Raw genomic sequence first — 21,186 nt, 5'->3', positions numbered from 1 at the left:
TTATTCTCCTAACTTATCTATATTTGTTCTACAATTGTCTATACCTTCTTTTTCACTTCCTTTGAGTATATTTCCACTCAAAGCTTCATTGAAAGAGAATTTTTGCTCGATTCTCTCTCTTGTGTTATACATCTTATCCATAAACTCTGGTGTATAAATTTTGAAAGTTGATCTATATTTTCCTGCTTCAAATCCACTCATTCCAACTGTCTGCTTATCAAACCAATAAGATCTACAAGCTATTGATTCTGTCAAATATTTATCACTTTCTATAGTTGGTATCTCAAGAATTTTTTGACTTGCCCAAGCAGTTTGTAACTCAATAGCAGTTTTAGTTTTAGGAAATTTTGTTTCATTAGCATACTTTTTAATTATATAAATCTCCACATCATCCCTAACCCCATTATTGTTAGAGTCAATCCCAAGAAGCGTAGAGTTATTTAAAGTTTCATCTGGCTCAGGTGGAAGTTTATATCCGTTTATCTCTTTATATACTGTTATAGTTACTGTGTTTGATGTTGTATTATCTACTGTTGCACTTAGAGTGGTAGTTCCTTCTTTGAGTGCTTTGAGTATGTTGTTATCTATACTTACTATGGAGTTATCTTGTATGCTCCAACTTATATTTTCTGTTATATCTTTTATTGAGCCATCACTATATGTAGCATTCACTTGCAACGAAGTTGTTGTTTGCTCTTTTATCTCATTTTTTTCTACTTTAATATTTAGAGAAGCTATGTCTACCCCTGTACTTGAACCACTACAAACATCTGCATATACTTTTGCGTTATGATAGAGGTTGATACGGCTTTTTGCACTGAGTGCCCCTTTGAGGGTTGCTCCACTTTGAAGATTGATATCTCCTTGTGCATAAATCGTTGCTGCTGTTTTTGTGTTACTTTGTAGATTTACATTTCCTTTTACTAAGAGTAAAAGATCTTTTGCATCTTTACTGAAATTTAAAGAATTACCAGAGAGTAAGGTTAAATCACTTCCTATAAGCATAGTTACTAATCCATCAGTATTTATAGCTGCTTTTCCACTACTTCCATTTGTAAAAAGTGAAGATATATGGTAGTTACCTGCAAAAAGTTTCAACTGTGTTCTTGAACCAGTTTTTACATTTCCTATTGTTACTGTAACCTCTGATTGAAGATATGGAGATATATTAAGAATTGTATTATCTGCTAGGTTAAGTGTTGTTATGTCTATACTGTCTGCTATAAGGCTTATTGTATTTGGAGTCGATGATGCACTCTCTTTAAAAGAGTCTATAACAAGCTTTGGTGTTTTAATAAGTAAAGAAGAGTTAGGATTTATCTTTAAAGAGCCTATACTTACTTCTTTTAAAGCTTCTATATTTAACTTATTTTCAATATTCATACTAAGAGTATTAATTTTAAGTGTTTGCAAAGAACTATCAAACTTTGTAGTCGTCTTATTATTAAGATTAAGTGTATCTATAAAAACATCATAGTTACTTGTTGCTTGAAAGTTTAAGATTGAGTTTGAACTTGGTGTTGAGAGATGATTTACATGTAAAGTGTTTGAAACTTCTATATTCATTTGCAAATCAGGATACCATCCACTCTCTATAGTATCATACGAATCAAGTTTAAGTACATCTTTAGAAGTAAGACCTTGTCCATAGTTATTGTATATTGCTTTATTAGTAGTTGCTACTGTATCTACTCTATTATGTTTTTTAACAAAACGTAAATCTTCTAAGTTTATAGACTTTCCTAGGTTTTTTGAAGCGACACATGGAGCATCACTTATACCTTTCATCTCTTTACAAGTATCATCATAAGAAGCAAATGGCCACCATCCTACTTGTCTATTTACTACGACTGAAGTATCTAAAGAGGTATTTGTATTACCATAAAGATAGGATGCTCCTCCATTTGGAGAAAAGTTAATCGTAGAAGATTCTGTGCGGGTTTGAAGCGGTGTATTAAATGCTTGACAAATATCAGAAGCCCATAAACTAAGCGAACTTAGTAAAATTATACATGTAGAAAGAAAGATTTTCATGAAAATTCCTGTAGACAAATTTCCAATAATGCTACCTTTTATCCTATTAAATATTACTTAAGTAGTGTATTTATTTTTTTTATAGCAAATATTGAGTATTTTTTTTAATTTGAAGTTATGTATAAATAATTTAAAATCATATAATTAGGTATAGTAACTTTTCATTATCTAATAAATAAAATATTACTTAATGGCTCTATTTTATTTTTTTTATATAAAACTTTAGATATAGTTTTGCAAAATTAGGAGTTATACATGAAAAAAGCTTTTTCGCTTATAGAATTAATGATAGTAATAATTATACTAGGACTTTTAGCCTCTTTGGTTATGCCAAACCTTATAGGGCAAAGTGAACAAGCAAAAAGAAAGCTTACATGTGTACAGATGCACTCTCTTTCAGATGCACTCAAAACTTTTAAAATCTCAAATGGTTCATACCCAACAACAACCGAAGGACTCAATGCCCTTTTAGTAAATCCAAATCCTTCTACATATACTTCATACCCTAAAGGTGGATTTCTAGGTAGTAAAAAGCTCCCAACTGATCCTTGGAAGAACAACTACATATATATCAGAACTTCTGACTCTTTTGATATTATCTCTTTAGGAAGTGACAAAAAAGAAGGTGGTGAAGAGGAAGGCATGGATATTAAATTTTCTACATGCGAGTAAAAGCATTTAGTCTTATTGAGCTTATTGTTGTTATCTTGCTCATAGGTATCATGTACTTTTTAGTCATGAGTGCCTATACAAATAAAAAGAGTCATGAAGAAAAATTGACTCTTAAAGATATGCCAAACTATATAAAAAAAAACTTTTCCAAACAAAACGCTACTTTTTTTCTTTATGGACAAGAGTGTGACAAATCTCTTTTGTTCCTTAAAAATAAAACTTTTCAAACAACTCCAGACTTTTCTCTTAGTGCTGATTCGAGCTTACTTACATGTAAACCAAATAGTGAGTTTGAAGAGTTTGTTCCTTATAGTAAAAAAATAGATAAAAAAGAAGAACATATCTGCTTAGAGATAGATTTTAAAGATGGCGATTTTTACGATAAACTCATAGTAAACTCGCCAAATAAAGCCTATGTGTTTTTACCTCTTTTTCAAGAAGTGAAGGTATTTGATAGTCTTGAAGATGCAAAAGAGTTATGTCAAAATAACTCTTATCCAAAAAGTATAGATGAGTACTACCGTGAATAAAAAAGCTTTTGTACTCATAGAAATCATAGTAAGCGTCGTACTACTCTCTATAGCAGGAACAGCACTTTTCAAAGCAAGTGCAAATCAAAAAAAACTATATTCTATTACTAGTAAAAAAACTGATTTTTTAAGATACACCTCCCTAGTACTCAACAAACACTCAACCGACTTACACAATAAAGACATAAATCTTTATGACTTTAGCAAAAGTGCCTATTCTATAAAAAATGACAATCTTATAAAAATTCTCAAAAATACAAAAGTACACTACTCTCAAAAAAACCAAACTCTTTTAAGTTATGGTGATACAAAAGAAAACAATAGCATAGATATACTCATAGATGAGATAACACTCTCTAATACAAAAAGTACCTCAAAATACTTATCGGTCAAAATGTAATGAAAAAAGCTTTTACTTTAGTAGAGATTATAGTATCAGTTATACTTTTAGGTTTGATAGTAGTTTTTGTGTCATCTACTCTAATTCAAACAAAAAACAATCTAAAAATATTTGAAAAAATTGTCAAAGAAAATAGTAAAAGTGAAAAAATAAATGATTTATTATATAAAGACATATTCCAAGCTTCTAGTATTGAAGTAAAAAGTTACAAAAAATACTCCCTCCTAAAGCTAAAAACAAAACATACTATCTATAACATAGCAGAGCCTCAAGTCACTTGGTTAGTTCTTAAAGAAAACAATGCACTCACAAGATTAGAATCAGCAAAAAACATAACACTTCCTACAAAAGAAGAAGATAATAAAATAATTTTTATAGACACAGTAAGTAAAGAGTGTGATGGCTTTAGTGTCAATCTCTCAAATGATAAAAAGAGTGTAATAGTGTATATAGAGATAAAAAATCAAGCACCTGTTGTGTTTGAAGTAGAAACACTATAATAGAAGTTTAATTTAAAATTAATATAGATAATATAATTTTTTTAAACCTTGTAATGATTACACAATCTATATTTCAATTGATGCAAAAACTTTATTTAGCTTTTGCATCAATTCTTTATTTACTCTTTTGCGTATGGGTCAACAGAAACATAACTGTAAAGATCTACAGTTCCATCATTTGCTATTATTTGAGTCCTAACTGAGTACCCCAATAAATTTGTTGCATTTTCATGTATAAACACTTTAGTTCCATCAGATAAAGTTTGTAAATATTGTAGTTGATGCTGTTTATCTATATAACCATTTCCCCAAAGAACCATGACATTAGCTGATGAAGAATCGATAGAATATCCTTGCATATTAACATAAACATAAGCCGTATGTACATTAGTATTATTAAAAAAAGAATCCCAATATGAACTATAATAATAGTAATTACTATCTCCATGAGTATATATCCACTGACTTCTTTCAGAATCATATTTGAAATAATCATTTGATTCAGGTTTATTTATATTTGGATAACTAACCAAAATTAGCTTAGCTGCAGTTTGATTATCATTTACTAGATCAACTCTTGTAATATATGCTCTTTTATGCATTTTACCATTTATATCATTTATAGAAATAGCAAAAAGTGAATTTGCTATAATTATCAAACCTAACATTATTTTTTTCATGTGTGCCCTTTTTTATATTAAATTTTTAAATTTTTAACGAGAAGTTAAAAATAAACCAATTATTCCTTTTTATTATTTTATATTCAGATAAATCTCCTTTTTATATTTATTTGAGTATTATTACTGATAAAATCAAAATATATTATTACTAGATAATTATTAATTCATGCTTAATAAGGATTTTACAATGAATATTAATAAAGACGCTATTATTTGTATACTTATATTAATAATATTAGTTTTATTAGGGTTTGTTTTTTTTCAAGAACCTGTTATTAAAACAGTCACAAAAGTGAAAATCAAACCTCTTGTTAAAACGATTACCAGTGAACGTATAATATACAGAGATAAAGAGTATCAAAAAAATAAAGTAGCTAAACCAAAAGAAATTTCAACTACAGAAAAAGAGATTCAAAAAGAATACATAATATCCTCTACAAAAGATAATCGTCACAAATACACTATTTCACTGTTTTCATTAGTCGAACCAACACAAACAAAAGATTTTAAAAAAATAGTTTTGACTGGAAATTTGATTGATGATACGTATAAAAGTCGTTTTATTTTAAATGTAAATCAAATACTCTTAGACGAGGTTGGTGATACATATTTTAAAATAACAGATAACAATACAAAAGAAGTTTATGCTACTCAAAATCCTTGCTTATATAATCTTTTAGAATACTATATATATAAAGTCAACTTAGAATTGAGTGGCAATAGTATTATATGTGACATTGAAGAGGACAAAGAACTTGAAGAAAAAGATAGGAAAATTTATATTAAGAAAAAAATTGAGAATAATCTAGAAAATAATAATCTAAAAAATAATTTTTTAAATCCAATTTTAAATAAGAAAATAGATTAATGCCTTTACATGTAAAAAGGTTTTACATGTAAAGACTTATTATTGAGTTTTTAGTTACTACCAATCATAACATCAGATGCTTTGATGACTACGAAAGCTTCTTTACCAACTTTTAGACCTAAGTTTTCATATGATTTTTTTGTGATGATAGAAGTAATTTGTACACCAGTAGCAATTTCTACCAATAACTCAACATTTACTGCACCTACATCGATATCTTTTACTATACCTTTTAGTACATTTCTTGCACTTAGTTTCATGATTAATCCTTTGTATTTTTACTATTATAACTCTTATTAGAATATATAATTGTAAAAATATAATATTAGTTTTAAAAGTTTAATATGTAATTTTTGTACCTAAAACTTCTAAAAATTTAGCAATCCATTGAGGATGTGCAGGCCAAGCAGGTGCTGTTACAAGATTACCATCGACTGTGGCTTCTGTCACTTCTATAGATGTATAAGTACCTCCCGCTTTTGTAACCTCAGGTGCACATGCAGGATAAGCTGAACAGCTTTTACCTCCAAGAACATCTGCAGCTGCGAGTAATTGGGCTCCATGACAAATTGCAGCTATAGGTTTATTAGTTTTTGAAAAATGGCGTACCATTTCAAGCACTTTTTCATCTAAACGTAAATATTCTGGTGCACGACCACCTGGAATCACAAGGGCATCAAACTTATCTACATCAATGTCATTAAAAGTACCATTGAGTGTAAAATTGTGACCTGGTTTTTCACTGTACGTTTGATCTCCTTCAAAATCATGTACAGCTGTTCGTATAAATTCACCAGCATTTTTTTGAGGGCATACAGAAACAACATTATGTCCAACAGCAGCTAAGGCTTGAAAAGGAACCATGATTTCATAGTCCTCAACATAATCTCCAACGATAAACAAAATATTTTTTGCCATATTAACTCCTTAAAAATATCAGAATATTAGATTATAACACTTCACAATACAAAATAAATTTATTTTCTTGTTTTAACAAAAACAAAAGTTAAATTGAAGAAAATATGAAACATATAAATAAGTTTCTCTTTAATATTTATTTAATAATTCACAGATACAATGGTAAAATAATAAAATAATGGAGAACAATATGTTGAAAAGATTACTACTTTTGCTTATATTTATATCTTTAAATATTTTTGCAGGAGATATCCAAATAAAAGATGCTTATGTAAGAGCAGTCCCTCCAAACCTACAAAATAGTGCTTCATTTATGAAGATTATTAACTTGAGTGATAAAACTATATATCTACAAAGTGCTAGCTCAAATGTAGCAAAAAATGTAGAACTGCATGAACACACCATGAGCAATGGCATGATGAAAATGCAACAAGTAAAAGATATAAAGATACCTGCAAAATCAAGTGTTGAACTCAAACCTGGTGGTTTACATGTAATGCTCATAGGGCTCAATAAAAAACTAATTCCAGATGAAGTAGTTACATCCTTAACATTGAACTTTTCCAATAACACTTCTATTACTATACAAAATGTACCAATTAAAACTGTTATGATGGGTATGAAACACTAATGAGTAAAAAACTCATACTTTTATTTACACCAATAATTCTTTTGTTATTGATGTTCTTTTTGATTATCCCTTATATGCAAAAACAAGATGAGATAAAACAGTATGCTTTTACTATGAACTCAATTGATGGTAAAGTTTCACTAAGTGATTATGATGGCAAATATAAACTTATCTACTATGGGTACATGTACTGTCCTGATATTTGCCCTACAACACTAAGCATAATTTCTCAAGCACTAAATCAATTACCAAAAGACAAAGCAGAAAAATTCCAACTTATTTTTATAAGCGTTGATCCTGATAGAGACAAGTTAAAAGAGTTAAAAGAGTATGTAAACTATTTTTATAAAGGATCTATTGGCATAACTTCTGACGAAAAATATTTAAAGCATATTTCTGGTAATTATGGTACTTATTACTCAAAAGAGTACTTAAAAAACTCAAAAATGGATTATTCTGTCGCTCATACTTCATTTGTCTATCTCATGGATAAAGATGGAACCTTACTTAAAAAGCTAAATCACTTAGAAAACAGCAAAAAAATCTTAGAAATCCTCAAAAAAGTTACAAAATAGGACAATTTATATCTTATATGAACTATTTAATTTCTTTTTTTATATTGTAACAATATATTATCTGCTATTATTAAGTACTAAACGTGTGACGATTTAATATTTACTAAAGTAGAGGTGCTCTTGTGAAAAGGTTTTATCTAGTATTGTTTCTCGCATTTTTTATTTCATCTATCTATGCAAGTGATGAAAAAGTGGGTACTTATGAACAACTTGGAAAATATGTTCCGCTTGATCTTGTTTTTGTAGATGAAAACAATCAAAGTAAAACTCTTGGTGAGTTTATGAGTAATAAACCTACCGTTATCTCTGTAAATTATTTTAACTGTCCTGGTATCTGTGGTCCTCAAATAGATGGAATGACAAGAAGTTTAGACAGAATGGAACTTATTGAAGGTAAAGAGTATAAAGCTTTGACTATTAGTTTTGTAAAAAAAGATACTCCTAAAAATGCAAAAGACTTTAAAAAAAATCATATAAATATTATTAGAAAAAACTTCGATGAAAATGCATGGAACTTTTTAACTACAAAAAATCAAAAAACGATAGATACATTAACACAAGCTCTTGGATATGAATATAAAAAAATCATCAATAAACAAGGTTTCGTAGATTATATACACCCTGCTGGTTTGGTAATCCTTTCTCCTGATGGGAAAATTACACGCTATTTGAGTGGTATAAAGTATTTATCATTTGATTTGAAAATGGCTCTATTAGAAGCTTCAAAAGGTAAAGTCCGACCTACCATTGCAAGGGCTTTATCATTTTGTTTTTCATTTGACCCTGAAAATAGTAAATATGTTTTGGCAAGCAATAAAATCCTTGCAACAATCATCTTATCTATGATACTTGGTTTTTTTATGTACATGTTAATTAAAGGAAGAAAAAGAGGAGACAACCACGATGAATAACGTTCAAAAAAGTTTTTACGATGAAACTCATACTATATTTGGCCATCATAAGAACAAAATTTTACAATGGATTTTCAGTATAGATCATAAGCGTATAAGCTTAATGTATTTATTTGTTATGCTAGCTTTTTTTGCTGTAGCTGTCATTGTTGCACTCATTATGCGACTCGAGCTTTTTAGTCCTGGTCAAGATTTTATAGACCCAAATACTTATAATCAAGCATTTACCTTACATGGTGTTATCATGATATTTTTGTTTATAGTTCCAGGAATTCCAGCAGCTCTTGGTAATTTTTTGTTACCACTCCAACTCGGAGCTAGGGATGTCTCTTTTCCAAAGCTCAACCTACTCTCGTGGTGGCTTTATGTATTTGGAGCGTTATTAGCAGTTGCTTCTTTGTTTATCGGTGATGGTTTTGCAGATACTGGTTGGACATTTTATGCACCCTATAGTGTAAAAACAGGCACAAATGTAGTTTGGGCTTTAAGTGCTGCTTTTATACTTGGTTTTGCTTCTATCTTAACTGGTATAAACTTTGTAGCTACTATTCATAGACTTAGAGCCCCTGGAATGGGATTTTTTAAGATGCCTCTTTTTGTTTGGGGATTATATGCAACCTCATGGATACAAATCCTAGCTACTCCTGTTGTTGGGATATCTTTAATTATGGTTATTTTAGAGAGAACCTTAGGTATTGGTATTTTTGATCCAACTAAAGGTGGTGATCCTGTTTTACTTGAACATATGTTTTGGATTTATTCTCATCCTGCTGTTTATCTTATGATTCTTCCTGCTTTTGGGATAGCTTCAGAGATTGTTCCTACTTTTTGTAGAAAACCTATCTTTGGTTATCATGCAATTGCAATTTCAAGTGCCATGATTGCAGGAGTTGGATACTTAGTTTGGGGACATCACATGTATACTTCTGGTGAATCTGAAATGATTAAGCTTATATTTTCTGCACTGACATTTTTTGTAGCAGTTCCTACTGGCGTAAAGTTTTTTGACTGGATTGCTACTATGTATAAAGCTTCTATTGATTTTAAAACTCCAATGCTTTGGACTGTTGGTACATTTGTAACCTTTATCATAGGTGGACTTACAGGGCTTATTGTAGCTTCTGTTGGGGTAGATGTCTATCTTCATGATACATACTTTGTGGTTGCACATTTTCATTATGCAATTCTTGGAGGAGTTGTATTTTTAATGTTTGCAGGTTTTCACTACTGGTTCCCAAAAATCACGGGAAAAATGTACGATGAAAAACATGCTTCTCGTGCATTTTATGTTATTTTTGTAGGCTTTAACATGCTTTGGTTTCCTATGTTTTTAGCAGGTATGTTTGGTATGCCTAGACGTTATTTTGATTATTTACCAGAATTTGAAATCTATCATAAAGTAGCTACTATGGGTTCATGGCTCTTTGCTCTTGGTCTTATATATATGTTTGCTACTCTTTATAGAGGCTGGAGATATGGTGAAAAAGCAGGAGCAAATCCGTGGAATGCCACAACTTTAGAATGGCAAATTCCATCACCTCCTCAATTAGAAAATTTTGGTACTATCCCTTATGTTGACTTTATGCCTTATGAATACAAAGATGGTGAACCAGTTCATCATTTTGATTTAGCAGTAAAGGAGGACTCACCACATGAGTAATACAGTTTCTACTGAACCAGAAATAATTTATGATAAACAAGGGAATCCTCATGAAGTTGTTGATTTCAACAATGATTATGAAGGTGCTAAACTTGGATTTTGGTTGTTTTTATTTACTGAAATCATGATTTTTGGTGCAATGTTTTTGGTATTTGGTTTTTACCTTTTTCAAAATACGCCAGAGTTCATGCAAAGTTCAGGTGAATTAAACAGAGTCTTAGGAGGAACCAATACTTTTATACTTTTACTTAGTGCTTTATGCATGGGTTTATCTTTAGTAAAACTAAGGAATGGTCAGCCAAATACTTCTAAAAAATTTATTTGGGCAACTATTGTACTTGCTACTATTTTCTTAGTTATTAAGTATATTGAGTGGTCTCATGAAATACATCTAGGTATTTACCCAGGTTCACCTACACTCAATGAAATGGAAAACGGTACCAAACTATTTTTTGGACTCTATTTTACTATGACAGGTCTTCATGGACTTCATATCATTATAGGTATAGGAGTTATGTTTTGGGTTTTAGCTCTTATTAACAGTGGGAAAATCACATCTACAGATTTTGTAGTTTTAGAAAATACCGCTTTATATTGGGATTTAGTTCATCTTGTTTGGGTGTTTGTTTTTCCAATTTTTTATTTGATTTATTAGGAGTTAACATGAATACAAATTCAAATCAAGAATTACATCCAGTTAAATCTTCTGTTTATATAAATGTATTTTATTTATTAATTGGTCTGACTATTTTAACTCTTGCTCAACCTATGGTAATAGACTTAGACTTAGGATCAACGCTAATAGTTCAACTAGGTATTGCTTTTACAAAAGCTATTTTGATTGTTGCTTATTATATGCATATCAAATCATCTTCATCTTTGTTTAAAAAACTCATTTATACCACGGTTGTATTGTGGATTGTTTTGTATACTTTGATGGCGATAGATACCTACTATAGGTATACTCCAAATGACTTGTTCAGATAAACTAGGGAAAGGATTGTTATGTTAGAAGGAATGAAGGGCGTATCAAGTTTCGCTAGTGAAGTCGATTTTGCTATATTGGTTGTTGTAGGATTGTCTATTATTATATTTTTACTTGTTGTTGGAGTAATGTTTTACTTTCTATATAAATACAGTAGTAAAAGACACCCAAGAAATAAAGTAAAAAATATAGAACATAACCTACCACTAGAAATAATTTGGACAGTGGCTCCAATGATACTTTTAGCAATCATGTTTTATTACGGATATTCTAGTTTAAAAGCAATGAGAACTATACCTAGACAAAACTTGGAAGTAAAAGTAACAGGACAAATGTGGTTTTGGACACACGAATACCCAAATGGCAAAAAAACAAAAGATTTGTATGTGCCTATTGGAGAAAATATCAAACTAGCAGTAACTGCTAAAACAAATGATGTACTTCATAGTTATTATGTTCCTGCTTTAAGATTAAAGCAAGATGCAGTTCCTGGTAAAATATATAACGCTTGGTTTAAAGGAACTCATACAGGTGCATTTGATATTCAATGTGCTGAATACTGTGGAACTAGACACGCTTACATGTTAGCAAAAGTTTACGTTTTGGAAAAAGATGAATTTGACAAATGGTATAACTCTGATAAAAAAACTCCTTTTGATAAAGAAGAAAAAACACCAATACACCCAGGTCTAACCCTTTTAAATGATAATGGCTGTACAGGTTGTCACTCACTTGATGGATCCCCTTTAGTTGGTCCAAGTTATAAAGGTATTTTTGGAAGAAAAGTCAAAGTAACAAAAGATGGTACTTTAAAAGAAATCATTAGTGATGAAGCTTATCTAAAACGCTCTATCTTAGATCCTGACGTAGAAGTTGTTGATGGTTTTGCTCCTGGCATGATGAGCTCTTACAAAGATGTTATTAAAGATGAAGATATCGATAAAATCATTGATTACCTTAAAGGTGGAAAAGTCAAAAAAGAAGTAAACATAAAAGAAAAAGCTCTAGGCATACTCGAAGCAAATGGCTGTACAGGTTGTCACTCACTTGATGGATCCCCTTTAGTTGGTCCAAGTTATAAAGGTATTTTTGGAAGAAAAGTCAAAGTAACAAAAGATGGTACTTTAAAAGAAATCATTAGTGATGAAGCTTATCTAAAACGCTCTATCTTAGATCCTGATGCAGAAGTTGTTGATGGTTTTGCTCCTGGCATGATGAGTTCTTACAAAGGCGTTTTAAGTGATGAAGATATATCTGTATTGATTCAATACTTCAAAGGAGATTCTAAAGTAGAACCTCAAGAGAAAAAAGTTGAAAAAGCTACTAAATCTACTGTGGTAGAAAAAGTAGTGAACAAAGTGCAACAAGTAGTTGAAAAAAAAGTACCTCCACAAGATGATAAAAAAACAAAAGCTATGTCGATTTTAAATAAAAATGGTTGCATGGGATGCCATTCATTAGATGGTTCAAGAAGAGTTGGACCTAGCTATAAAGGTATATTTGGAAGAAAGGTAAAAGTAAAAGTTGATGGTACTTTAAAAGAAATTATTTCTGATGAAGCATACTTGAAACGTGCTCTTTTAGAGCCTAATGTAGAAGTAGTAGATACTTATCCAGCAATTATGCAATCCTATAAAGGCAGGATAAGTGATGAAGATATATCTTTACTTATAGAGTATTTTAAAGGACTATAAAATGAGTACAAAAACTCTATCACAACATGCAAGTATAAAAGATTATCTCTCTTTTACCAAAGCAATTTTATCTTCAGCTGTAGGAATTCCTGGAGCCTTTGTGTACCTTTTGGTAGCAAATGAAATAAAAATTGACTTAGCAATTTGTCTTTTTGCCATATTTTTATTGGCACTTGGAGTTTGTGCTTTAAATCAATTTCAAGAGCGTCATTTAGACGCTCTTATGCCTAGAACTCAAAATAGACCTTTAGTTACTGGGCGTATAAGCGAAAAAGAAGCATTAGGTATTATAATAACTCTTATTGGGCTTTCTTTCATGTCAATTTATACTGTATTAGGCTATCAAAGTGTTCTTATATTTGCTTTTGTTGTATTTTTATACAATGGTATATATACACCTATGAAAAAAATCAACCCTTATGCAGTCTTTCCAGGAGCTCTCCTGGGTGTAATTCCTCCTGTCATTTGCTGGATGGCAGCAGGTCAAAGTTTAATGCAACCATCATTCTATGCTCTCGCTTGGTTTTATTTTATATGGCAAATACCTCATTTTTGGCTTTTAGTATTGATATATCACAAAGATTATAAAAAAGCAAGATTTCCTACTATGGTAGAAGTTTTAGGAGGAGAAGCACTTGCAAGAATAACTTATATTTGGATACTTTTTACTATTATAAGTGCACTTATGGCTGTTTCGTTTTTTATGCCACAAAATAATATTATTTTAACTCTTATCTTATTTCACTCTATTTTTTTACTTTACAAGTGTGTTATACTTTTAAAAAAAGATACTTGGTTAAATAAAAAATTATGTAGAAAAACTTTTATGCAACTAAATCTTTATACACTAGCTGTTATAGGATTGTTAGTGTTAGATAAATGGATATAAAAGCCATTATAACAATGGCTTTTTATTTGCTTTTTTCAGATAAAATTTTACCTTTAAAGTAGTTTGCCATTATAGTATCGTATTGAGATATATTTTTACTATTTTTTTGTTTTAATTTAGCTAATCCATCTTCTAATATATTCATAGTTTTTGCTGATAAATCTTTATGTGCTGCAATATAATATTTTGTATTTTTAATAACATAAACTATTTCATAATCATCAACATTTTGTCCTTGTTTAATTAAACTGTATACAAAAGGAAGATCCGTACAAATAAGAGCATCAATCCTTCCATACTCAAGCATTCTATAACCTTGCTTAGGTGTTGAAATTCTTGAAAAAGTAGATAAATCTCCACCTTTTTTAACATAAGCTCTTTCTGCTGATGTATTTTTTACACTAGCAACATTATAGTTTTTTAAATCGTCTAATTTTTTTATTTTTACTGTATTTTTCTTAGCTACTATCGCAAGACGAACTGTTGCTACAGGACCAATCCATTGAAATAATGATTCTCTTTCTGGTATTCTAGAAGCTGTAATCAATAATGAATCTGATGTTACAATAGCTTGACTAAATACAGCACTCCAAGAATCAAATACAATCTTTTTTTGATCAAATGGTAAATTTGCATCTTTAAATATACTCTCCAATATCTGAACAGTAACACCTGTTATAGCACCTCTGTGCCTAAAGTTAAAAGGAGCATTTTTCCCAGCAAAGATAGTAAGTTCTTTAGCATAAGACGGTATAGATACAACAGAAAACAAAATGATTAATGAAAAAAATTGGCTAAAAATAAATTTAAACATAAAATAAAACTCCACAATAATTTGCTATAACAATATCATAATTATATTTCATTGTAAAGACTTATAGCGATGAAAGTAAATATATATGCATAGTTATCAATTTTTAAAAATATTAATTATTATTTTTAAAAAAAAATGCCAATAAAATTTCAATTTTTATTGGCACATATAATTAAAGCGTGTTATTAAATAAAATTACAATTCCCCATCCAAAATAAATAACCATCCACGCTACCATAATATTTAATGTATACTTTCCTAATTTACTCACTAGAGCATCCTTCGTACCATCAAATATTCCTTCATTTTTACCTACTTTCCATGCCATACTTAACAAATATCCAACACCTGTAAACCCCATAACTACAAAGGTTAAAAGGAACATTGCAATAGTTGGTATTTCTAAATTAACAGGATAATCATAAATACTGTATCCTAAGTTTGACATAATATCAAATCGTATCAATTCTCTCATTCCTGAAATAAGTAAAGCGACCACTACAAGAACCAGTGTTGTGATATAACTATTTTTATTCATTTTAGAAAAATATAAAAGTACTAATACTCCAATTATTATAGCGATTGATAAAGGATTCAAAAGATATCCAATTTTTAACATCCATAAAACAAAAGCTACGGCACTAATTAAAAGCCCAATTATTGCTATATTTGTTCCTAATTTAGCAGTATATGATATATATGATTTATCAAAATCATCTCTTGTAGATAGAAACCTACTATAATTTTGTAAAAATATTCCAACTACTGGTATACTCAAACTCACTAAAAATGCAAGTCTTAATATGTTCACATTAAAAGTCCATCCACTATCATCAACTACACCATTTGGTGCATACATCTGCATCCATTGTTCTGGCATAATAGAAGTTACTGCAAAATTATGCATTAAAATACCTGCAAAAACTAAAATGGCAAAAGAGATAATTCCTATAATATAATCACCACCTTTTTGTGCTTTGTTTGCATAATAGTACCAATAATACATACTATATCCAACTACTAGTGTATAGATAAATATAAATACCCACATGCCTGAGAGTGTATTAGCCACATACCAATTTGGATCATAAATAACTTGTGTAAATAAAAGTGGTGCTACTCCTAAAACAATAAGTATCGATATGCTTATTTTTCCTGTTTGAATAAGATGTGGTGTAAGTTTTTTCCAATGACTATCACTTTGTCCTTTAGTTGCACCATATATAGAAAGACCCATAGAGCCTAAAGATAAAAGTACAAATGCTGCATGTAATGCCCAAGTTAAGATATATAGAACTTGAAAAATTATTGGATAAAATGGAACCCCTGCTGGATCCCTAAGTGCTAATAATACTGATGCATCCATAATCTCTCCTTAATATTTTAATGATGCAAAATATTCTGCTATTGCATCGTATTCAGCTTCTGGAAGCTTTAATGCTGGCATATAAGACATTCCACCATCACCTATAGTATAAAGAATAGCTTTGATACCTTCTTTATCCATTCCTACCAATCTATCCTTCATTGGTCTAAAAACACCTGTTTTTTCTAATGAATGACAATTGGAACATGCCATTTTTGCCAAAAGTTTTCCTGCTTCTAATTTATTATCTGTAGTGATAACTTTAAGACGCTTTGGAACAAATGGATTAAGTGCTAATAACCCTTTTTCAGCAATAATTGGTAATTCGTTTTTTATACCTTTACCAGCTACATCTCGACTAATAATTTGATTTGAGTACATATACTGTCCTGCAACATATGGTTTTCTCATAGATTCTCTTAATTTTTCACCTGACCATAGCCCACCAATAAGAATTACAAAAATCATAGCTGTAGCCATTGCTGGATGAATCATTTTTGGTTTGAAAACTGCTAATGCAAAATAGAGTGAAAAAGCAACTGTTAAAACTATTCTATTTTGAATAATCGCATCTTTAGAAAAAGCAAATACAGCATGTGCATTCTGTGGTAATGTTCCCATGTACCATATAAAAGAGAGAAGTGTTACAAAACCACCAAATAGACTTATGTAACCCATTTTTTTACTCAATTCATAAGAAAGTTCGGCATTATCTTTTCTCATAGAACTAGATATAAGAAGGCCTATAACACCTGACATCATTATCATAAAACCTATTCTTAAAAACATATGGGGGAAAGTATTTACTCCAAAAAATGCATCACTTGCACTTCCTGTTGTATAATATGCCTCAGTTCCAGGCCACATCATAAAACTTATAATTCCTATAATAAGAGCTAAAGTTCCAACTGATGCTAATGCAAAAGTATAGGTAAGTTGTAAATGTGTCTTTTTATCTATTTTGTTTATAAAATACACAAGGATAAAAACCCCTATTACTTCATAAACAAAAAATACCCATTCTGTTGCCCATACCCAAACAAAGTTATGGATCAGAGCACTTATCCCTCTTGGACTTGCAGCAGTCGCTGTATACCAAATCCCTGGACCAGTGATTGAACCTATTACATATGAAAATATAAGTAAAAACATCCCATACTTTTTCATATACGGATAATAATCCGTTCTATTTTCTTTGTAAGCTTTACGTGCTAAAAAAGCAAAAAGCATAGCTGCCCCAACAGAAGTATGTGAAGCTAAAATGTGAATAGTACCCGTTATACCCATCATCCAAGCGCTTCCGTAATCTGGAAAATAAAACAATGGGAATTGTCCTATTACATCCATAGAGTCTCCTTTAATAAAAATTTTGTATCAGAATATTATAAAAGATGTGTGTTAAATAAGTGTTAATTTTAACTAATATTAAGTTTTATTATAATATTTTCAAAATAAACCTCTACTTATCTTATTTATTTAAATTTAAATATTACATAGTATAATAATTTATTATAAATAAGGAGATTCTCTATGTCTCATCATACAATAAAATCTGGTTATACTCAGCTCTATGAAAGACTCAATAAATTTCCCCAAGGGGCCCCTTCTTCAGATACTCTTTACAAAATTTTAGAGCTTCTTTTTTCTCCAAAAGAGGCAAAACTTGTATCTTTACTTCCTATTAAACCTTTTATAGCAAAAGACGCTGCAAAGATTTGGAAAGTTTCTTTAACTGAGGCGAGAAAAACACTTGATGAATTGGCAAGTCGTGCTATATTGTTAGATGTAGAGCAAGATGGAGAATCACACTATATTCTTCCTCCTCCTATGGCTGGTTTTTTTGAGTTTTCATTAATGAGAGTAGGTGGAAAAATTGATCAAAAAATACTCTCAGAATTATTTAACCAATACCTCAATGTTGAAGAAGATTTTGTAAAAGATCTTTTTACTCGTGGAGAAACTGAACTTGGTCGTGTTTTTGTCAATGAAGAAGCTTTAAGTACACAAAATGCTTTACATGTACTTGATTATGAACGAGCCTCTGAAGTAATTGAAAACTCTGAATTCATGGGGATTGGAACATGCTATTGTCGTCATAAAAAATTGCATCTAAACGAAGCCTGTGATGCTCCACTTGATATTTGCATGACTTTTAGTACTTCTGCTGAATCTCTCACAAAACATGGCTATGCAAGGCGTATAGATAAAATTGAAGGTCTGGAACTTTTACATAAAGCTAAAGAACATAACTTAGTCCAATTTGGTGAAAACACACAAAACAATGTAAACTTTATTTGTAACTGTTGTGGATGTTGTTGTGAAGCTTTAACTGCTGCAAGAAAATTTGCCTTTTTAAATCCTGTTCATACAACTAACTTCCTACCACATGTAAATGAATCAGAGTGTAATGGCTGTGGAAAATGTGTCAATGTATGTAGTGTTGAAGCTATGAGTATCACTTCTACAAACAATCCACACAAACCAAAGCAAAAAAAAGCAATTGTTAATGAAGATAGATGTTTAGGATGTGGGGTTTGTGTAAATGTATGTACAAATAGTGCAATTTTACTCAAATCAATCCCTAAAAGAGTAATTACTCCTCTCAATAATGCCCATAGAATTGTAATGATGGCAATTGAAAGAGGTACTCTACAGCATCTTATTTTTGATAACCAAGCTTTGTGGAACCATAGAGTCATGGCTACTATCTTAGGGGTGATTTTAAAACTTCCTCCTATAAAACAGATTATGGCGAGTGAACAGATAAAATCACGGTATTTTGGAAAACTTTTAGCTAATTACTAAGTTTTATGCTAAAATCACTTAAAAAATTAAGGTATAACTTATGGAAATAGAAATATCAACTCCTGCACTTTTATTCCCTGCTCTATCTCTTTTACTCTTAGCATATACAAACCGTTTTTTGGCAACTGCTAGTCTTATTAGGCTTCTTAGTAATCAAGCAAAAGAACATGACAATTGTGCAGTTACTTCACAAATAGATAATCTCAAAATAAGACTAGAACTAACAAAATGGATGCAATTTTTTGGGGTTTTATCCATACTTCTATGTACATTATCTATGTTTGGGCTTTTTTTAGAGTTCACTGAAATGGGTAAAAAAGTATTTGGTTTAAGTCTAATATCTATGTGTTTTTCTCTTTTGTTATCATTATGGGAAGTTTATATTTCAACCAACGCATTAAATGTAGAACTTCAAGATTTAGATAAAAAATGTAAAGATAATTAGCCTTGCTCTTCTTCTTGTAACTCTTCATAAGTACTTATGTGAGTATCGATTAAAGATATATGCTTTAATTTACAGTAAATACCACTTCGTTGTAGTAATGCAATGGAGTTTATTTTATCTACATCGATATTGGCATGAACTCTATGAAGTAAGGCAAAATCATCCCCAAAAATTCTAAAAATTCTAAACTCACTAAATTCATCTAATAAATAAGAAGCAAATTCTTTTAAAAATTTATTGCCTTGATTCCAACCATATTTTTTATTATAGGGAGTAAAATTTTTCAAATATAAGATAGTTAAACACTGAAAATTATTGTTTGAATCACTATTTTTTTCCATGCTAAAATCAAAATACTCACTATTGTATAAGAGTGTTAATGGATCTTTATAAAAATATGCAAAATGCTCATCATCGATTACAGATACTGGCTCTTGATCTATATAGTTTGTTATATCTATATTTTTCAATACTTCAATAGCACTTTGAACAATCTTTTTATCATAAGATATATTACTAAGTTTTTTTAACTCTTCAAGAGCTTTTTGCACTGTATTTCTTTTTTTATATATTCTATTACTCGTCATTGCATCAAAAGTATCAGCTACTGCCATAATTTTTGAAAGTAAAGGAATCTCTTTTGCTTTTAAGCCATTTGGATATCCACTTCCATCACATCTTTCATGGTGTGCATATACAACCTTTGAAATATCTTTATACATAGGGCTTTCTTTGAGTATTTCATATCCTACTTCGACATGCTCTTGTATCAAAGAATACTCTTGTTTGGTCAATTTACCTGGTTTTAAAAGGATAGAATCAGGAGTAACAATCTTTCCTATATCATGTAAAATTCCAGCTTTATATATTAATTCACACTCTTTTTCAGACAAACCCATTTTTTCAGCAATCTTTTTAGAATACATAGCAACTCTCTCACTATGCCCACCTGTATAAGCATCTCTTCTCTCTATAAGTTTTACAAAAGAGTAAATTACATTTTGGTAGTTATTTATAAGCTCTTCTTTGAGTTCAAAAACTTTTTTTGTTCTCTCTTCAACCATAAGTTCAAGCTGATTTTTATAAAGTTCATTTTCTCTAAAAGCTGTAAGTTTATTGATAGATTGGTTAAGTACGTTTAGTATTTGATTAAAGTTTACTGGTTTCATAATATATCCAGTAACTGCCAACTCTATAGCTTCTATAAAGTAACTAGAATCTGTATGAGCAGAAATAACTATTATCTCTTGATCTTTGTTTTCCTCTTTTATACCTTTTATAAGCTCAATACCATTCATATTTGGCATCAGTATGTCTGTTATAACAATATCATATTTTTTCTTTTTATATTTTTCAAAACCTTCAAAGCCATCTACTGCAGTATCTACATGTAAAAAAAACTTACTTAAAAATTGAACAATACTGTCTCTTAAAAGTTTCTCATCTTCTACGTACAAAACAGAAAATAGTTTCCCTTTTTCTTGCAAAGATTCGATTTTTAAAGATAAATCATCTTTCATCTTCTTCCTTGACTTCCCCTACTATATAAAGACTAAGTCTTCTAGTAGATTTCTTATACATTTTGAAAAATATAGATTTAAAATTTTATGTATTATATCTTCTAAAATTCAACTCCATTAGCAAAGATTTTTATGACAACATAGCCTTTTTTCTACAGCCTTATATTAATTACCATAGTCTTATGACATATAATAATATTTTAACAAAATACTACTAGAAATACAATAAGTATGTTTTTTTATGCACCATAAAATATAAAAATGTTTCTTTAAAGAAGTAATATTCTTT

23 protein-coding genes are annotated in these 21,186 nt (G+C 30.0%); 15 read left to right on the top strand and 8 right to left on the bottom strand.

Going from position 1 to position 21,186, the window contains the following annotated elements; genetic code table 11:
* Entirely contained in the window at window positions 1–2,034 is a 2,034-nt protein-coding gene (locus K354_RS0111970; RefSeq protein ID WP_024955738.1) for an Ig-like domain-containing protein, read from the bottom strand.
* Window positions 2,035–2,289: 255 nt separating this feature from the next.
* Between K354_RS0111970 and gspG the strand changes: the two genes are divergently transcribed.
* Genes gspG through K354_RS0111950 form a run of 4 tightly spaced genes read left to right on the top strand, consistent with a single transcriptional unit; the run spans window position 2,290 to window position 4,136 of the window.
* Window positions 2,290–2,706 carry a type II secretion system major pseudopilin GspG gene (gene gspG, locus K354_RS0111965; RefSeq protein WP_024955737.1) on the top strand — a complete coding sequence of 139 codons (417 nt, stop codon included), beginning with the start codon at window positions 2,290–2,292 and terminating at the stop codon, window positions 2,704–2,706.
* Complete coding sequence (locus K354_RS0111960) at window positions 2,697–3,236, top strand: type II secretion system protein (RefSeq protein WP_024955736.1); 540 nt, start codon at window positions 2,697–2,699, stop codon at window positions 3,234–3,236. The genes gspG and K354_RS0111960 overlap by 10 nt, the downstream gene beginning before the upstream one ends.
* Window positions 3,217–3,636, top strand: a complete 420-nt coding sequence (locus tag K354_RS0111955) for a hypothetical protein (RefSeq protein WP_156928236.1) — start codon at window positions 3,217–3,219, stop codon at window positions 3,634–3,636. Before K354_RS0111960 ends, K354_RS0111955 begins: the two co-directional genes overlap by 20 nt.
* The gene (locus K354_RS0111950) at window positions 3,636–4,136 is read left to right on the top strand and encodes a prepilin-type N-terminal cleavage/methylation domain-containing protein (RefSeq protein WP_024955734.1); all 501 of its coding nucleotides are present in this window, start codon (window positions 3,636–3,638) and stop codon (window positions 4,134–4,136) included. The genes K354_RS0111955 and K354_RS0111950 overlap by 1 nt, the downstream gene beginning before the upstream one ends.
* A 119-nt stretch (window positions 4,137–4,255) precedes the next feature.
* Here K354_RS0111950 and K354_RS0111945 read toward each other — a convergent pair whose 3' ends face one another.
* Window positions 4,256–4,816 carry a hypothetical protein gene (locus K354_RS0111945; protein WP_024955733.1) on the bottom strand — a complete coding sequence of 187 codons (561 nt, stop codon included), beginning with the start codon at window positions 4,814–4,816 and terminating at the stop codon, window positions 4,256–4,258.
* A 187-nt stretch (window positions 4,817–5,003) separates the two neighbouring features.
* On the opposite strand from K354_RS0111945, the gene K354_RS0111940 reads away from it, so the two are divergent.
* Window positions 5,004–5,684 (top strand): hypothetical protein, encoded by a 681-nt coding sequence (locus K354_RS0111940; protein WP_024955732.1) that lies wholly within the window; start codon window positions 5,004–5,006, stop codon window positions 5,682–5,684.
* Window positions 5,685–5,734: 50 nt separating this feature from the next.
* Here K354_RS0111940 and K354_RS0111935 read toward each other — a convergent pair whose 3' ends face one another.
* Window positions 5,735–5,944, bottom strand: coding sequence for a TOBE domain-containing protein (locus K354_RS0111935; RefSeq protein WP_024955731.1), 210 nt, complete (start codon window positions 5,942–5,944; stop codon window positions 5,735–5,737).
* Window positions 5,945–6,023: 79 nt separating this feature from the next.
* Window positions 6,024–6,602: a DJ-1/PfpI family protein gene (locus K354_RS0111930; protein ID WP_024955730.1), complete on the bottom strand. Its 579-nt coding sequence runs from the start codon at window positions 6,600–6,602 to the stop codon at window positions 6,024–6,026.
* A gap of 190 nt (window positions 6,603–6,792) precedes the next feature.
* Between K354_RS0111930 and K354_RS0111925 the strand changes: the two genes are divergently transcribed.
* From K354_RS0111925 to K354_RS0111890, 8 genes are all read left to right on the top strand, one after another.
* Window positions 6,793–7,233: a copper chaperone PCu(A)C gene (locus tag K354_RS0111925; RefSeq protein ID WP_037940768.1), complete on the top strand. Its 441-nt coding sequence runs from the start codon at window positions 6,793–6,795 to the stop codon at window positions 7,231–7,233.
* Entirely contained in the window at window positions 7,233–7,808 is a 576-nt protein-coding gene (locus K354_RS0111920; protein WP_024955728.1) for an SCO family protein, read from the top strand. The genes K354_RS0111925 and K354_RS0111920 overlap by 1 nt, the downstream gene beginning before the upstream one ends.
* Before the next feature lie 122 nt (window positions 7,809–7,930).
* Window positions 7,931–8,719, top strand: a complete 789-nt coding sequence (locus K354_RS0111915) for an SCO family protein (RefSeq protein ID WP_024955727.1) — start codon at window positions 7,931–7,933, stop codon at window positions 8,717–8,719.
* Window positions 8,712–10,379, top strand: a complete 1,668-nt coding sequence (locus K354_RS0111910) for a cytochrome c oxidase subunit I (RefSeq protein WP_024955726.1) — start codon at window positions 8,712–8,714, stop codon at window positions 10,377–10,379. The genes K354_RS0111915 and K354_RS0111910 overlap by 8 nt, the downstream gene beginning before the upstream one ends.
* Window positions 10,372–11,034, top strand: coding sequence for a cytochrome c oxidase subunit 3 (locus K354_RS0111905; protein WP_024955725.1), 663 nt, complete (start codon window positions 10,372–10,374; stop codon window positions 11,032–11,034). Before K354_RS0111910 ends, K354_RS0111905 begins: the two co-directional genes overlap by 8 nt.
* Window positions 11,035–11,042: 8 nt before the next feature.
* Window positions 11,043–11,366: a cytochrome C oxidase subunit IV family protein gene (locus K354_RS0111900; protein ID WP_024955724.1), complete on the top strand. Its 324-nt coding sequence runs from the start codon at window positions 11,043–11,045 to the stop codon at window positions 11,364–11,366.
* A gap of 18 nt (window positions 11,367–11,384) precedes the next feature.
* Window positions 11,385–13,058 carry a cytochrome c oxidase subunit II gene (gene coxB, locus K354_RS14345; RefSeq protein WP_024955723.1) on the top strand — a complete coding sequence of 558 codons (1,674 nt, stop codon included), beginning with the start codon at window positions 11,385–11,387 and terminating at the stop codon, window positions 13,056–13,058.
* 1 nt (window position 13,059) lies between these two features.
* Window positions 13,060–13,947 (top strand): protoheme IX farnesyltransferase, encoded by an 888-nt coding sequence (locus K354_RS0111890; RefSeq protein WP_024955722.1) that lies wholly within the window; start codon window positions 13,060–13,062, stop codon window positions 13,945–13,947.
* Between the two features lie 22 nt (window positions 13,948–13,969).
* Here the strand turns inward: K354_RS0111890 and K354_RS0111885 are convergent, their stop codons facing one another.
* From K354_RS0111885 to K354_RS0111875, 3 genes are all read right to left on the bottom strand, one after another.
* Window positions 13,970–14,761, bottom strand: a complete 792-nt coding sequence (locus tag K354_RS0111885; RefSeq protein WP_024955721.1) for a substrate-binding periplasmic protein — start codon at window positions 14,759–14,761, stop codon at window positions 13,970–13,972.
* Between the two features lie 172 nt (window positions 14,762–14,933).
* Window positions 14,934–16,127: a hypothetical protein gene (locus tag K354_RS0111880; RefSeq protein ID WP_024955720.1), complete on the bottom strand. Its 1,194-nt coding sequence runs from the start codon at window positions 16,125–16,127 to the stop codon at window positions 14,934–14,936.
* A 9-nt stretch (window positions 16,128–16,136) separates the two neighbouring features.
* Window positions 16,137–17,474 carry a c-type cytochrome gene (locus K354_RS0111875; protein WP_024955719.1) on the bottom strand — a complete coding sequence of 446 codons (1,338 nt, stop codon included), beginning with the start codon at window positions 17,472–17,474 and terminating at the stop codon, window positions 16,137–16,139.
* Window positions 17,475–17,657: 183 nt separating this feature from the next.
* Between K354_RS0111875 and K354_RS0111870 the strand changes: the two genes are divergently transcribed.
* Entirely contained in the window at window positions 17,658–18,932 is a 1,275-nt protein-coding gene (locus tag K354_RS0111870; protein ID WP_024955718.1) for a 4Fe-4S dicluster domain-containing protein, read from the top strand.
* Window positions 18,933–18,972: 40 nt separating this feature from the next.
* Entirely contained in the window at window positions 18,973–19,377 is a 405-nt protein-coding gene (locus tag K354_RS0111865) for a DUF2721 domain-containing protein (protein ID WP_024955717.1), read from the top strand.
* Here K354_RS0111865 and K354_RS0111860 read toward each other — a convergent pair.
* Window positions 19,374–20,897, bottom strand: a complete 1,524-nt coding sequence (locus tag K354_RS0111860) for an HD domain-containing phosphohydrolase (protein WP_024955716.1) — start codon at window positions 20,895–20,897, stop codon at window positions 19,374–19,376. The two genes, K354_RS0111865 and K354_RS0111860, sit on opposite strands and share 4 nt — an antisense overlap.
* Window positions 20,898–21,186: the final 289 nt, after the last annotated feature.

Source organism: Sulfurospirillum arcachonense DSM 9755, from assembly GCF_000597725.1.
Taxonomy (GTDB): Bacteria; Campylobacterota; Campylobacteria; order Campylobacterales; family Sulfurospirillaceae; genus Sulfurospirillum_A; species Sulfurospirillum_A arcachonense.
This window is presented reverse-complemented; position numbering and strand designations above follow the sequence as displayed.